Below are 12005 nucleotides of genomic sequence, written 5' to 3'. Positions count from 1 at the left end.
GAAGGCGTTAATTGAAATCCTGAAGGAGTTAAGGGCCATTAGGAAGGCTATGGAAACTAGAGAAAAGTAACATTTCCGGGATACCGGAAGGAAGGAGAAACAGATGGGAACACTAATGGATGCATTCTCAAAAGAGGACCGGGTGGAGGTCACCTTTTCCGATTTTTACCGGTTAATGCGGGAGAGCACATCTGCGGAACTGATGAAAAATGCCGTGGACTGCAACGTGCCGCACAGCTACATAAGGGAGATGGTAACGGGAGTGCCGGAGGAGACCGGCATGGAACCGGATGGTGAAGGGGGGAAGGAACATGTGGATACTGACACAGAATAAGGAGCGGCTGCTGACCACGGAATCCATGGATGAGATACGCATTGCAGCCCCGGGTACTGGTCGGACGGATTACGTGCTCCTGCTTAACCGGAAGACGGACCGGAAGGAGCTTGCGTTAGGGTTTTACCGCCGGAAGGAGCGGGCGAAAGAGGTGCTCCAGGCCATCCTGAAGGAACAGTCAAATTACATCTCCTGCACGGGAGGGACGGACCTGGTTACCGGACGTCATCAGCCGGCCTTTGTGGCCATCCCACCCAAGACCTATGTCATGCCGGAGGATGAATAAGGAGGGACGAAGGGATGGAGACAGGAAAGGAAACATCCATGTATACCGTGAGCAACCACGCAAAGGAACGTTATGCCGAGCGGTGCAAGGACCGGGACAGCCGGCTGGAGATAACCGCCTATGTGGCAGAGCACAGCCAAAGGATAGAGGAAGAAATCAACCGGATGCTGCGTTACGGGAAACGGGTCTATACGGGCCGGACGGAGGGCGGGAAGGACCGGGTACCCAAGGAGGTATATGTGAACGGCCTGTGGATACTGCTGGCCAATGCCGAGAACCACAACGTCATCACCCTGTACCGGGTGGACCTTGGCTGCGGGCCGGACCTGGACAAGCTGTATGTGGAACGGATGGTCCAGCGCCTGGAGGAAGCCCAGGGACGCCTGGAGGAGACAAGGCGTAAAACGGAGGAGCAGAACCGTGCCTACCAGGCCATCCTGCAGGAGGGGGAAGGACAGATACAGGAATACCAGGAGCGCATCCGTCTGCTGAAGGAGATGTGCGAAGGGTACCAGGCAGTCATGCGCAGCAGCCGGGCCGGCTTGGCCCGGGCCGCGGACGAGGTGGAGGCCATCGTCAACACGCTGATAGGAAAAAAGAAGTTTTAAGGGAGGGCCTATGGAACCAACACAAGCCCGGATAGAGCTGGTCCGGGAGGACGGGACCATCCGGATGGGCGGGACGGACGTGAGCATGGAGGACATGGCCCGGATGCTGGGGGTGTTCGCCGCCATCGTGGCAGCGGAGGCAGTAAAACGCGGAATGGGCGTGGAGGAAGTCAAGGACGCCATGCTGGACATCTTCCTGGCGGCCACGGCCCGCCTGGATGAGGAGCATGCCCAGGACATCCGGGAGGGACATACCTGGGATATGGGATAAGAAGGAGGAAGCAATGGAATACAAGCGCATTACAAGCAAGGGCGGGGTCAACATCCCCGTGAAACTCAGGCGGTCCATGGGGATGGAACCCAGGGACGCCATTGAGCTGGAGGTCAATGACAGGAACGAGCTGGTCATCCGGGCCTACCAGGCCCGCTGCATCTACTGCGGCAGCGGGGAAATCCATCTTAAGAAAAATGGCAAAGGGGTCTGCCGTGCCTGCGCAGACCAGCTGGTGGATGAATACGTGAAGCAGAAACGGAAGGAGCTTGCATGATGGATTTGGGACTGGTAAATGATAAGGAGCTGGTGGACCTGGCCGTGGCGGCCATGAAGGTGGCCGAGGATGCCAAGTCCGCCCTGGAGAAATACAAGGCGGAAATCCAGAACCGGGGACTGTCGGTCTTAAAGGACCGGAATAACCAGTACTGCCGCATGTACGGGACGGACGGCAGCTATGTGGCCGTGTCGGAGCCGAAGGAGATAGACATCCTCAACATGCCCCGGTTAAAACAGGCCATCGGTGAGGATGTGTGCACAGGGCTGGTGACGGAGACCACGAAGACCACCTATACCCTGGACAGGAAGCTGCAGAAGGCCCTGAAGGCCATTGCCGCCAACGATTATACCTTTGAGTACACATTAGAGGATTACCTGAAGGAGATGAGCGTACCGGTGAGCGAGGGCCAGAGGGAGGTGCTGGCCCGGAGGCTGAAGGGGGACTACAAGGAGGATAAGAAGACACTGCTGTCCGTCCTGGGGTATCTGGGCAAGGGGACCACGGAGGAGGCCGCGGAGGCCGCCGCCCCCAACCTGGACATGGACCTGTACTACATATCAAAGATTAAAAACGCAGAACTGATACAGGCCATCCTGCCGGATGAGGGGATTGACTGGAGCATGGATGAAATCAAGCGGTCCCTGATTGTGACATCCAAGCTGAAGCTGGAAATTGCCTATGAAAGGGAGGACAAGTGATGAAAGCAGACGAAAAGAGACAGGCCGTGGCCAGGAAGTATGACGAGCTCATCGGAAGGAACCACTACAGCCAGCCGCTGCGGGACTACTGCTACCGGAAACACAGTGATGGGAACTATTACAGCGACTGCTCCAGCTCCATCTGTTATGCATACAAGGAAGCTGGATATGGTTTCGGCATCCTGAACACAGCCGGCATCTACCAGTCCGCGCGGCTGGTGACGGTGGACGTCCCCATCCGGGACGGCCAGGTGCGGGACATCGGCCTGCTGCGGGTAGGTGACATGCTGGAGTTTGCCGGGACGGACGAGAGCCGGCCGCAGACCATCGGCCATGTGGAGATGGTGCATACGCTGGACGGGGAGGATACCATCATCTGCGGGCACGGAAGCGGCCGCCCATCCTATAAGAACATGGTATCCTACTGTACCCAGCGCCAGAACACGAAGACATCCACCAAACGCGGGAACAAGGGACTGGTGTGCGTCCGGCGCTATCTGCTGGATGACGTGGTCCCGGAGGAGCCGGCCAGGAAATCCGGCTGGCAGGAAGAGGACGGCGTCTGGCGGTTTTACCTGGGGGATACAGGCCAATGTGTCCGTAACGCCTGGTACCTGGACGTGGATGGCCGCTGGTACTGGTTTGACGGGGCCGGCCGCATGGTCAGGGACACCTGGTACCAGTACCAGGGGGACTGGTACTATCTGGGAAGTGATGGTGCCATGGTAAAGGGACAGCAGACCATAGATGGGAAATGGTACCTGATGGACGGAGCCGGCGGCATGGTCACGGAGCCGGTCATACTGACCCCGGATGCGGACGGCGCACTTAAGTGGGAAGGCCTGGCGGAATAAGAGGAGGGGATACGGATGCGCAGGGAGCTGATGGAGGAGCTGGAAGCGGATACCACCCTGGAGGATATCGCGGAGCCGTACCGCCTGGTGGTGGAAATGATAGGTTTAAAGAACGTGCTGAAGCTGTCCCGGTATTTCATGGGGGACAAGATATACCTGCCCAAGGCGGAGCGCATCCTGGCCCCGGCGCGGAACCGCCGGATACGGCGGGAATACAATGGCCGGAACGCCAAGGAACTGGCCAAGGAGTACGACCTGACCACCAACCAGATATTACAGATTGTACGGGACCTGGACCCGGCACAAATCAGCCTGTTTGAGTTCCTGGACGGGGAATCCGGAGAGGCCGGAAAAAGATGAGTTGTCCAAAATGCTTGGGCTAACAATATGTTTCCAGATGGATTATCCTATGGACATGACGAAAGTCATGTCCTGTTTTTTTGTCCAAGGACAGACAGAACGAGCGAGGAGGAATGGGAAATGGAGAACGTATTACAGACCTTGGCGGGGCAGTATACCCAGCAGCTGGCCCTCATGATGGCAGCCATTGCGGTGGCGGCCTTCACGGTCAGCGTCATCACGGAGGTAACCAAGGAAATCGGCTTTTTGGGGAGGATACCCACGGCCGTGCAGGTGATTGTGCTGTCGGTCATCCTGTGCCAGCTGGTTTACTGGTGGTATGTGACCGGCACGGAGGCCGCGGCCGCCTGGTGGGGACCGGTCCTGGCCCTGGTAGTGGCCTTTTATGTGGCCTTCCTGGCCATGTACGGCTGGGAGAAGCTGGCACAGCTGTGGGCAAGATACAGACATCCGGGAGGAAGCGCATGAACGATGCAGTCACAATCGGCATGGCAGCCACTGCGGTGGGGACGGTCCTCTGGTTCCTGGTAAAGATGATGATTGATGACTTCAAGCGGTCCGTAAGCGGTGTCGGGAGCAAGCTGGACAGCACCATTGCCAGGTTTGACGAGCGGGTCACCAAGCTGGAGGACAAGCAGGAGGCGGACATCAAGGCGGTACAGAAGGAGCTGAGCTCCATCAAGGGGGATTTTGCCACGACCTTCGTGCTGCGGGAGGATTTCTTCCGGAGCATGAACGGGGTGGAGGACAAGATGCGGTCCATGGACAGCAAGCTGGACCGGTTACTGGTAAGACAGGGAGGCAAAACGGATGGATGATAGGGAGCTGGCTGAAATCCAGCACAACAAGGCAGTCAGGGGCTATATCATACGGTCCCTGGTAAAGGGATATAACAACACGGCGCTGACCAGGCAGCTGTCCAACTCCATGATAGCGGCGGGATTAATCGTATCCCCGGACATCACCAAATACCTGGACTACCTGAAGGACGCCGGATACATTGAGTTCACGAACCTGAAGGTGACCGCCTACAACGCATACGCCAAGGACGCCGTGATACGGCTGACCAAGGCCGGTGTGGACCTGGCGGAGGGCACCATAGAGGACGCGGGAGTGGATGTCTGATGGGAAGGACGAGGAAGAAGAACCGCATATCCTCCAAGATTGACGAACTGCCGTCTGAAATCAAAGGACAGGTAGACGTGATGCTTTCCGATACATCCAACAGCTACCAGGACGTCAGCGGCTGGCTGAAGGAAAAGGGCTATGAAATCAGCAAAAGCAGCGTGGGGCGGTATGCGGTCCGGAGTAACACGGCCGCCCAGCGCTTACTGGAGGCCCAGTCCCGGACCGAGGCCCTGGTAAATGTGGTCCGAAAGAACCCGGATGCGGATTATACCGAGGCGGGCCTGATGCTGATGATGGATGGTCTGATTAACCGCCTGGCAACAGCGGAGGATGAGTTTGACTACCTGCCATTAGACAAGGTGGGACGGCTGATTGCATCCCTGAGCCGGACCAAGGTCTATAAGGATAAGGTCCGCCAGGACATGAAGGATAAGGCGGACCTGGCCTTTAAGGAAATGGAGGAGGAAATCATGAAGACCATCAAGTCAGACCCGGAGCTGAAGGTAAGACTGAAGGAAATCCTGACCCGTGCAAAGGAGCTGATGCTGCATGATTGATATCAACGAATACCTGGAGCGCCTGGACGAAGAGGAAGGCCGGGAGGAACAGGAACGGGAAGCCTATCAGCGGGAGCTGTTTGAGGCCTATGTCCTGCGCCGGACGGACCATGAGCCAGAGCGCCGGGAACTGATGCGGTTGTACCAGGACGGGCATCCCCTGACGGGTCCGAGAGGGCTCAGAAAGCGCCTGGCGGCCATCGACCTGGGATATTTTGGGCGGGCCTATTTAAAACACTACTTTGTCCGCAAATCCCCAGCCTTCCATGAAGAACTGGACACAGTCTGGACCAAGGGTGTGCTGAAGGGGCGCAATCCATACCAGGAAGCAGCCGTCATCTCGCGGCTGGACGGGAGCCGGAACGTGGTGGCAGCGCCGAGAGGCCATGCAAAGTCCACCAACTTTACATTTAAGGATTCCCTGCACGCGGCCTTGTACCGGTACAAGCATTACATCATCATCCTGTCCGATTCGTCCGACCAGGCCGAAGGGTTCTTAACGGACATCAAGACAGAGCTGGAGGAAAACCGGGACATCCAGGAGGACTTCGGCCGGCAGCAGGGAAAGGTGTGGAAGGGGAATGTCATCCTGACGGCCCAGGACATCAAGATTGAGGCCATCGGCTCCGGAAAGAAGATACGGGGCCGCCGGCACCGGGCCTGGAGGCCGGACCTGATTGTCCTGGACGATGTGGAGAATGACGAGAACGTCAACACGGCGGAGCAGCGCCGGAAGTTGGAATCCTGGTTTAAGAAGGCGGTATCCAAAGCAGGGGATACCTATACGGATATCATGTACATCGGTACGGTGCTCCATTACGATTCCCTGCTCAGCGGGGTACTGAAGAATCCGGAGTATGATTCCCGGACCTATCAGGCCGTGCTGTCCTTTGCAAAGCGGGAGGACCTGTGGGAGCGCTGGATAGAGATTTATACCAACCTGTTTGACGATAAGCACAAGGAACACGCCCGGGAATTTTACGAGGCAAACGAGGCGGAAATGCTGATAGGAACCCAGGTCCTGTGGCCGGAGAAGATGGATTATTACAAACTGATGGTCATCCGCATTTCAGACGGAGAGGCGGCCTTTAACAGCGAATTGCAGAACAATCCCATCGACCCGGATAATGCGGCCTTCAACCCGGAGTGGTTTGATTACTACGAGGAGGAGCTGGTGGACTTTACGGACAGCCGATACCTCTTTGTCGGGTCCAATGACCCGTCCCTGGGGAAGAACAAAAAGGCGGACACGTCCTCCATCATCAACCTGGCCCTGGACCAGTACACCGGATACATGTATGTGGAGGCGGCCAGCGTGGAACGCAGGAAGCCGGATGCCATCATCCAGGACGTGTTTGAGATGTCAAGGCGCCTGAAGCGCGATTACCATAAGGGGTTCTTCCGGTTCGGGGTGGAGACGGTGCAGTTCCAGTACTTCTTCAAGGAAGTCATGGCGCAGCTGTCGGCAGAACTGGGGGAGTACATCCCCATCGAGGAAATCCAGTCCACTGCCAACAAGATGCTGCGCATCCAGTCCCTGCAGCCCTACATTAAAAACGGGTATATCAAGTTTAACCGGAAGCATAAGACGCTGCTTAAGCAGCTGGAGGAGTTCCCGATGGGCAGGAATGATGATGCCCCGGACGGCCTTCAGATGGCCGTGGCCCTGGCGGTGGCGGTGAAGTCCATGGCGAAGAAGACAGACTATAAGTCCGTGTTAAGGCGGGCCATGCGGTTTGGGGAGGGGGCATACTGATGGCAAAGAAGAATAAGAAGGGATTACCACCGGAAATGGCAAAAGGCGGGGGGCCCATCATGGCAGCGGTTGCCATCCGGGATGTGAACGATAAATTCAGCAGCTACCCGTCTGACGGCCTGACACCGGTAAAGCTGGCCCGGATATTCAAGGAGGCGGACGCCGGGGACCCCTTCCGGCAGATGGAGCTGTTCGAGGAGATGGAAAGCAAGGACACCCATCTGTTCTCCCAGCTGCAGACCCGCAAGCTTGCGGTGACGGGCCTGGACTGGGAGGTGCAGCCCTTTTCGCAGGACGGAACAGACCAGGAGATAGCGGCTTTCGTGGAGGAACAGCTGAAGGAGCTGGACGGGTTCAGCGACAACCTCATGGACATCCTGGATGCCATCGGAAAGGGCATCAGTTTCCAGGAAATCGAGTGGGAATACCGGGACGGCCATGTGGTGGTGGGGAACATTGAGTACGTCCACCAGAAAAAGTTTTATTATGATACCCTGACCGATGCGCTCATGCTCCGGACGGAGGCGTTCCCGGGAGGGATACCCCTTCCGGAAAACAAGTTCATCGTCCACCGTTACAAGGCGCGTTCGGGCCACCCTTCCCGGTATGGCGTGCTGCGGGTGGTGGCCTGGATGTACCTGTTTAAAAACTATGACCTGAAGGACTGGGTCAGTTTCTGCGAGGTCTACGGGATGCCCCTGCGGCTGGGGACCTATGACGCAACGGCCAGTGAAAAGGATAAGGCAGCCCTGATGGATGCCATCGTAAGGATGGGGACGGATGCCGCGGGTATCGTGCCGTCCGGGACTGACATCAGGTTTATTGAATCCAACAAGCAGTCCAGCGTGGATATCTATGAAAGGCTGGCCCGGTTCTGTGATGAACAGATGAGCAAGGCCATCGTGGGGCAGACCCTGACATCGGATTCCGGCGGTTCCTACGCCCAGTCCAAGACCCATAACGATGTGAGGAAGGACCTGACGGAGGCGGACTGCAAGGCGGTGATGGAGACGGTGCGCCGGGACCTCATCCGGCCGCTGGTGGAGTTCAACTTCGGCGTCCGGGCCCATGTACCGTACTTCGTCCTGAACGCCACCGATACGGATGACCTGAAGGAAACCGCGGAAATCGTGAACACCCTGGCGGCCACCGGTCTGGAAATCCCTAAGAGCTGGCTGTACAAGAAGTTCAATATCCCGGCCCCGGAAAAGGGGGAGGAAACCATTGGGAAGGCCCCGGCAGCTCCCGGGATGCAGGGGATGGGGCAGCCTGGCACCGGCATGTTCCAGGGCCTCAGACTGAAGGCCGATGGAAAGGAAGCAGACGGCCAGCGGGTGCTGGACCGCCTGGAGGAGGCGGCCGTGAAGCAGTCCAGTGCCTTTTTCCGGCAGATGATGTCACCGGTCCTGGAGCTAGTGGAGCACTGCGACAGCCTGGAAGGCCTGCAGGAGCAGCTGAAGGACGAGGAGGCCCTGCGGCAGTTATACAATGCCATGAAGGTGAAGGATTTTGACCAGCTGGTGGAGCAGGTCATGTATGTATCAAACATGTTGGGGCGGATGCAGGATGGATGAGCAGATATTAAAGGAACTGAAGGAAGGGACGGAGCCGGAGGTGTTCGGTGAAGCCTTAGCGTTCCTGGAACAGAAGGGGGTCATCCGGTATGAGGACTTCAGGAAACTGAAGGAATGGTACCGCCCCCTGGCATTTTCGGTTGCCGGTTATACGGAGCTTGAGGTCCTGAACCAGTTCCTGGAGGAACTGAAAAGGGCCATAGAGGAAGGGACCACGAAGGCACGATTCCAGGAAAACATGGACCGTTTCCTGGAGGAGAGGGGCTATGACGGCCTGACGCCTTATCATGCGGACCGTATCTTCCGTCAGAACATGCTTACAGCCTACAGCGTAGGCCATTACCAGCAGATGACGGACCCGGATGTGATGGGACGGCGGAGGTACTGGCAGTACCAGACGGCCGGGGACAGGCATGTGAGGGAAAGCCACGCGGCCATGGACGGACGGGTATTCCCAGCGGATTCCCCGGTGTGGGATATCTGGTATCCGCCCAACGGATTCGGCTGCCGGTGTATGGTTGTCTCCAGGACGGAGGAGCAGGTAAGGCGTATGGGGCTTACCGTGGAGCAGGCCCTGCCGGATACGTCCAATATGGCCACAGGAGAGACGGAGGCGCTGCTGCCGGACCCGAAGTTCCGGACGAACCCGGCGAAGGCGGAGTGGAAGCCGGACCTGGCTGCGTTCCCACCGGTCTTAAGGAAGCTGTACCAGGAACAGCAGAAGGCGCGTAAGGCCAATCCGGACCGTCCGGCGGGGAATTCCAGCCCCGGATAAATTTAACGCGTCAAAACGCGTCAATGGCGCGTTAAAACGCAAAACAGAAAGGCGCATGGGATGAAGAAGACGGAATTAACGGTCCGGCCCCTGTCGGGAATCGACCTGAGCGGGGTGCCGGAGGTCATCCGGGTGCTGCCCAAAGGGCATGTGAGCAGCACAAAGGGAGACTTTGAGGTGGATGACCGGGATATTGCCGGAATCATCCGGCAGTTCAAGGCACGCCGGCTGGACCTGGTGATTGATTATGAGCACCAGACCCTGAGTGACGTGCAGGCCCCGGCGGCCGGCTGGATAAAGGACCTGTATCCGGGTGAGGATGCCCTGATGGCCCGGGTGGAGTGGACCAAAAAGGGGCGGGAGTATATCGCCAACAAGGAATACCGCTACCTGTCCCCGGTGGTACTGGTTAAAAAGGCAGACCAGCACGCGGCGGTGTTCCACAGCGCGGCGCTGACCAATACCCCGGCCATCACCGGTATGTTTGCAATCATAAATTCCGATGCATTGAGCATTGAGGAAGAGGAGGAACCAAGAATGGAATTAAGTGCACTGATTGAACTTCTGGGGCTGGAGGAAGGGACGGCAGAAGAGGACGTCCTGAAGCGGATTAAGGAGCTTACACAGCAGGCAGCGGAGGAAGGACAGGGGGGCCAGGAAGGAAAGGAGGGCCCGGCAAAGGAAGGGACACAGCTGGTAGCCAACAAGACCGTGCTGGACCTGTTAGGCCTTCCGGAAGATGCAAGGACAGAGGATGTGACGGCAAGAATCATGGCATTCAAGGCCGGTGACTCTGCCCTGCAGCGGCGGGTGGCGGAGCTTGAAAAGCAGGCGGCCAGCCAGAAAGCGGAGGAACTGGTGGGCCTGGCCATGAAGGATGGGAAGCTGTCCCCGGCCCAGAAGGAATGGGCGGTCGCGTACGCCCTGTCCGACCCCAAGGGCTTTGCCAAATTTGTGGAGAAGGCCCCGGTGGTGGTCCCCATGGGAAAGACCGCCTTTGCGGCGGATGAACGGAAACAGGACGGGGTTGACTGGAGGATTTTAAAGAACCAGGGCGTGACCGAGGAGGATTTAAAGAAGTATGGAGGTATGGAAGATGATACGGACGGGGAATGAGAAGTTAGACCCTAATACGCTGGTGCTGCCGGTGGCAGCCGGCGCGGCCATCACGGAGGCCACCATGGTGGCCCTTGGGACGGACGGATATGCGGTGCCGGCCTCGAAGGCGGCCAACCTCACGGTGGCCGGGGTGGCCCTGGAGCCGGCGGATAACCGGAACGGGGAGGCCGGGGACATCCGGGTGAAGGTGCGCCGCGGGGCATTCGTGATGGAGAATTCCGCTACCTCGGGGAGCCAGGCAAAGGCAACGGATATCTTAAGGACCTGCTATCTGGAGGATGCGGTCACCATCAGCATGGCCTCCACGGGAAGCAGCCCGGCCGGAACGGTGCTGGCGGTAGAAGCGGACGGGGTGACGGTGTGGTTCAACCAGCCGGCCATGCCGGCCGCGGAGTAAGCAAGCATAAGAATGAGGAGGAAACAGCCATGATTATTAACCAGGCGAACATCCGGAGCATGTCCATCGGATACAGCGTGATTTTCAACAAGGCCCTGGCGGAAACGCCAACGACCTACCAGCAGATAGCAACCACAGTACCCAGCACCACCCGGGACCAGTCCTATAACTGGCTGGGGCAGATGCCGCAGATGCGGGAATGGATTGGGGACCGTGAAATCCAGAACCTGAGTGCCTATGATTATGTCATCAAGAACAAGAAGTTTGAGATGACCATTGCGGTCCCGCGGGATGACATTGAGGATGATACCTACGGCGTATACAACCCGATGTTCCAGAACCTTGGCGAGTGTGCAGCACGTCATCCCAATGAACAGTGCTACGGTGCACTCATGGCCGGGTTTAAAAACGCGTGTTATGACGGTAAGCCCTTTTTCAGTGCGGACCACCCGGTAGAAAAGAAAAAGGTATCCAACCTGGGCACCAGGAAGTTATCCATGGAGGCCTACAAGGCGGGACGTACCGCCATCATGAGCCTGGTGGGGGACAAGGGCAAGAGCCTGGGCCTGGTGCCGGACCTGTTAGTGGTATCCCCGGCCAATGAGGAGATGGGACGGCAGATACTGGAGGCGGAGTTCATAAACGGCAGCTCCAACGTGTACAAGGGGACAGCAAAACTCCTGGTGGAACCGGAACTGGCGGCCCAGGAGGACGCATGGTATCTCCTGTGTACCAGGAGGTCCCTGAAACCCATCATCTACCAGGAACGCAAGAAGATAAAGCTGGTCAGCAAGACGGCGGATAATGATGACAATGTATTCATGCGGGACGAATTCCTGTACGGCGCGGACGGCCGCAATAACGTAGGCTACGGTTTCTGGCAGATGGCTTATGGCAGCACCGGGGAATCAAGCTAAGGGAGGAACAGACATGGCATATTGTGAGGCAGGGGACTCATGGACATGCTGAAGGGGATGCCATCGAACCTATTAGTCGGCGACCGGTACA

General features: G+C 57.7%; 18 protein-coding genes. All 18 read left to right on the top strand.

The window, feature by feature from the left end; translation table 11 throughout:
• Nucleotides 1–103: 103 nt before the first annotated feature.
• A complete protein-coding gene (locus HMPREF9469_RS23905) occupies nucleotides 104–334 on the top strand; it encodes a hypothetical protein (RefSeq protein WP_007868069.1) in 231 nt (76 codons plus the stop codon).
• Nucleotides 312–620, top strand: coding sequence for a hypothetical protein (locus HMPREF9469_RS23900; protein WP_007868061.1), 309 nt, complete (start codon nucleotides 312–314; stop codon nucleotides 618–620). Before HMPREF9469_RS23905 ends, HMPREF9469_RS23900 begins: the two co-directional genes overlap by 23 nt.
• 14 nt (nucleotides 621–634) lie before the next feature.
• Entirely contained in the window at nucleotides 635–1228 is a 594-nt protein-coding gene (locus HMPREF9469_RS23895; RefSeq protein ID WP_002593011.1) for a hypothetical protein, read from the top strand.
• Between the two features lie 10 nt (nucleotides 1229–1238).
• Nucleotides 1239–1499, top strand: a complete 261-nt coding sequence (locus HMPREF9469_RS23890; RefSeq protein ID WP_002593012.1) for a hypothetical protein — start codon at nucleotides 1239–1241, stop codon at nucleotides 1497–1499.
• 13 nt (nucleotides 1500–1512) lie between these two features.
• Entirely contained in the window at nucleotides 1513–1776 is a 264-nt protein-coding gene (locus HMPREF9469_RS23885) for an AbrB/MazE/SpoVT family DNA-binding domain-containing protein (RefSeq protein ID WP_002596414.1), read from the top strand.
• Nucleotides 1773–2477 (top strand): hypothetical protein, encoded by a 705-nt coding sequence (locus tag HMPREF9469_RS23880; protein ID WP_007868056.1) that lies wholly within the window; start codon nucleotides 1773–1775, stop codon nucleotides 2475–2477. Before HMPREF9469_RS23885 ends, HMPREF9469_RS23880 begins: the two co-directional genes overlap by 4 nt.
• Nucleotides 2477–3331: an N-acetylmuramoyl-L-alanine amidase family protein gene (locus HMPREF9469_RS23875; RefSeq protein ID WP_002596415.1), complete on the top strand. Its 855-nt coding sequence runs from the start codon at nucleotides 2477–2479 to the stop codon at nucleotides 3329–3331. Before HMPREF9469_RS23880 ends, HMPREF9469_RS23875 begins: the two co-directional genes overlap by 1 nt.
• 15 nt (nucleotides 3332–3346) lie before the next feature.
• On the top strand, nucleotides 3347–3691 hold the full coding sequence (locus HMPREF9469_RS23870; RefSeq protein WP_002595191.1) for a Mor transcription activator family protein: 345 nt from the start codon (nucleotides 3347–3349) through the stop codon (nucleotides 3689–3691).
• 120 nt (nucleotides 3692–3811) lie between these two features.
• Nucleotides 3812–4159 (top strand): hypothetical protein, encoded by a 348-nt coding sequence (locus tag HMPREF9469_RS23865; RefSeq protein ID WP_002593017.1) that lies wholly within the window; start codon nucleotides 3812–3814, stop codon nucleotides 4157–4159.
• Nucleotides 4156–4509, top strand: coding sequence for a hypothetical protein (locus HMPREF9469_RS23860; RefSeq protein WP_002596416.1), 354 nt, complete (start codon nucleotides 4156–4158; stop codon nucleotides 4507–4509). The genes HMPREF9469_RS23865 and HMPREF9469_RS23860 overlap by 4 nt, the downstream gene beginning before the upstream one ends.
• Nucleotides 4502–4816, top strand: a complete 315-nt coding sequence (locus tag HMPREF9469_RS23855) for a hypothetical protein (protein WP_002593019.1) — start codon at nucleotides 4502–4504, stop codon at nucleotides 4814–4816. The genes HMPREF9469_RS23860 and HMPREF9469_RS23855 overlap by 8 nt, the downstream gene beginning before the upstream one ends.
• The gene (locus HMPREF9469_RS23850; protein WP_002596417.1) at nucleotides 4816–5376 is read left to right on the top strand and encodes a phage protein Gp27 family protein; all 561 of its coding nucleotides are present in this window, start codon (nucleotides 4816–4818) and stop codon (nucleotides 5374–5376) included. The genes HMPREF9469_RS23855 and HMPREF9469_RS23850 overlap by 1 nt, the downstream gene beginning before the upstream one ends.
• Nucleotides 5369–7132 carry a phage terminase large subunit gene (gene terL, locus HMPREF9469_RS23845; protein WP_002596418.1) on the top strand — a complete coding sequence of 588 codons (1764 nt, stop codon included), beginning with the start codon at nucleotides 5369–5371 and terminating at the stop codon, nucleotides 7130–7132. Before HMPREF9469_RS23850 ends, terL begins: the two co-directional genes overlap by 8 nt.
• On the top strand, nucleotides 7132–8706 hold the full coding sequence (locus HMPREF9469_RS23840) for a DUF935 domain-containing protein (protein ID WP_002594536.1): 1575 nt from the start codon (nucleotides 7132–7134) through the stop codon (nucleotides 8704–8706). Before terL ends, HMPREF9469_RS23840 begins: the two co-directional genes overlap by 1 nt.
• Nucleotides 8669–9481, top strand: a complete 813-nt coding sequence (locus HMPREF9469_RS23835) for a phage head morphogenesis protein (RefSeq protein WP_002594537.1) — start codon at nucleotides 8669–8671, stop codon at nucleotides 9479–9481. Before HMPREF9469_RS23840 ends, HMPREF9469_RS23835 begins: the two co-directional genes overlap by 38 nt.
• A gap of 60 nt (nucleotides 9482–9541) precedes the next feature.
• Nucleotides 9542–10597, top strand: a complete 1056-nt coding sequence (locus HMPREF9469_RS23830) for a phage protease (protein WP_007868044.1) — start codon at nucleotides 9542–9544, stop codon at nucleotides 10595–10597.
• On the top strand, nucleotides 10578–10997 hold the full coding sequence (locus tag HMPREF9469_RS23825) for a hypothetical protein (protein WP_002594539.1): 420 nt from the start codon (nucleotides 10578–10580) through the stop codon (nucleotides 10995–10997). Before HMPREF9469_RS23830 ends, HMPREF9469_RS23825 begins: the two co-directional genes overlap by 20 nt.
• A 29-nt stretch (nucleotides 10998–11026) precedes the next feature.
• Nucleotides 11027–11914 carry a Mu-like prophage major head subunit gpT family protein gene (locus HMPREF9469_RS23820; RefSeq protein ID WP_002594540.1) on the top strand — a complete coding sequence of 296 codons (888 nt, stop codon included), beginning with the start codon at nucleotides 11027–11029 and terminating at the stop codon, nucleotides 11912–11914.
• The last annotated feature ends 91 nt before the right edge of the window (nucleotides 11915–12005 follow it).

Origin of the sequence: [Clostridium] citroniae WAL-17108 (genome assembly GCF_000233455.1) — a bacterium.
GTDB lineage: Bacteria > Bacillota > Clostridia > Lachnospirales > Lachnospiraceae > Enterocloster > Enterocloster citroniae.
This window is presented reverse-complemented; position numbering and strand designations above follow the sequence as displayed.

Coding starts and splice junctions, on each gene's coding strand:
- HMPREF9469_RS23905 (WP_007868069.1), top strand. CDS start 104: ATGGGAACACTAATGGATGCATTCTCAAAAGAGGACCGGGTGGAGGTC.
- HMPREF9469_RS23900 (WP_007868061.1), top strand. CDS start 312: ATGTGGATACTGACACAGAATAAGGAGCGGCTGCTGACCACGGAATCC.
- HMPREF9469_RS23895 (WP_002593011.1), top strand. CDS start 635: ATGGAGACAGGAAAGGAAACATCCATGTATACCGTGAGCAACCACGCA.
- HMPREF9469_RS23890 (WP_002593012.1), top strand. CDS start 1,239: ATGGAACCAACACAAGCCCGGATAGAGCTGGTCCGGGAGGACGGGACC.
- HMPREF9469_RS23885 (WP_002596414.1), top strand. CDS start 1,513: ATGGAATACAAGCGCATTACAAGCAAGGGCGGGGTCAACATCCCCGTG.
- HMPREF9469_RS23880 (WP_007868056.1), top strand. CDS start 1,773: ATGATGGATTTGGGACTGGTAAATGATAAGGAGCTGGTGGACCTGGCC.
- HMPREF9469_RS23875 (WP_002596415.1), top strand. CDS start 2,477: ATGAAAGCAGACGAAAAGAGACAGGCCGTGGCCAGGAAGTATGACGAG.
- HMPREF9469_RS23870 (WP_002595191.1), top strand. CDS start 3,347: ATGCGCAGGGAGCTGATGGAGGAGCTGGAAGCGGATACCACCCTGGAG.
- HMPREF9469_RS23865 (WP_002593017.1), top strand. CDS start 3,812: ATGGAGAACGTATTACAGACCTTGGCGGGGCAGTATACCCAGCAGCTG.
- HMPREF9469_RS23860 (WP_002596416.1), top strand. CDS start 4,156: ATGAACGATGCAGTCACAATCGGCATGGCAGCCACTGCGGTGGGGACG.
- HMPREF9469_RS23855 (WP_002593019.1), top strand. CDS start 4,502: ATGGATGATAGGGAGCTGGCTGAAATCCAGCACAACAAGGCAGTCAGG.
- HMPREF9469_RS23850 (WP_002596417.1), top strand. CDS start 4,816: ATGGGAAGGACGAGGAAGAAGAACCGCATATCCTCCAAGATTGACGAA.
- terL (WP_002596418.1), top strand. CDS start 5,369: ATGATTGATATCAACGAATACCTGGAGCGCCTGGACGAAGAGGAAGGC.
- HMPREF9469_RS23840 (WP_002594536.1), top strand. CDS start 7,132: ATGGCAAAGAAGAATAAGAAGGGATTACCACCGGAAATGGCAAAAGGC.
- HMPREF9469_RS23835 (WP_002594537.1), top strand. CDS start 8,669: ATGTATCAAACATGTTGGGGCGGATGCAGGATGGATGAGCAGATATTA.
- HMPREF9469_RS23830 (WP_007868044.1), top strand. CDS start 9,542: ATGAAGAAGACGGAATTAACGGTCCGGCCCCTGTCGGGAATCGACCTG.
- HMPREF9469_RS23825 (WP_002594539.1), top strand. CDS start 10,578: ATGATACGGACGGGGAATGAGAAGTTAGACCCTAATACGCTGGTGCTG.
- HMPREF9469_RS23820 (WP_002594540.1), top strand. CDS start 11,027: ATGATTATTAACCAGGCGAACATCCGGAGCATGTCCATCGGATACAGC.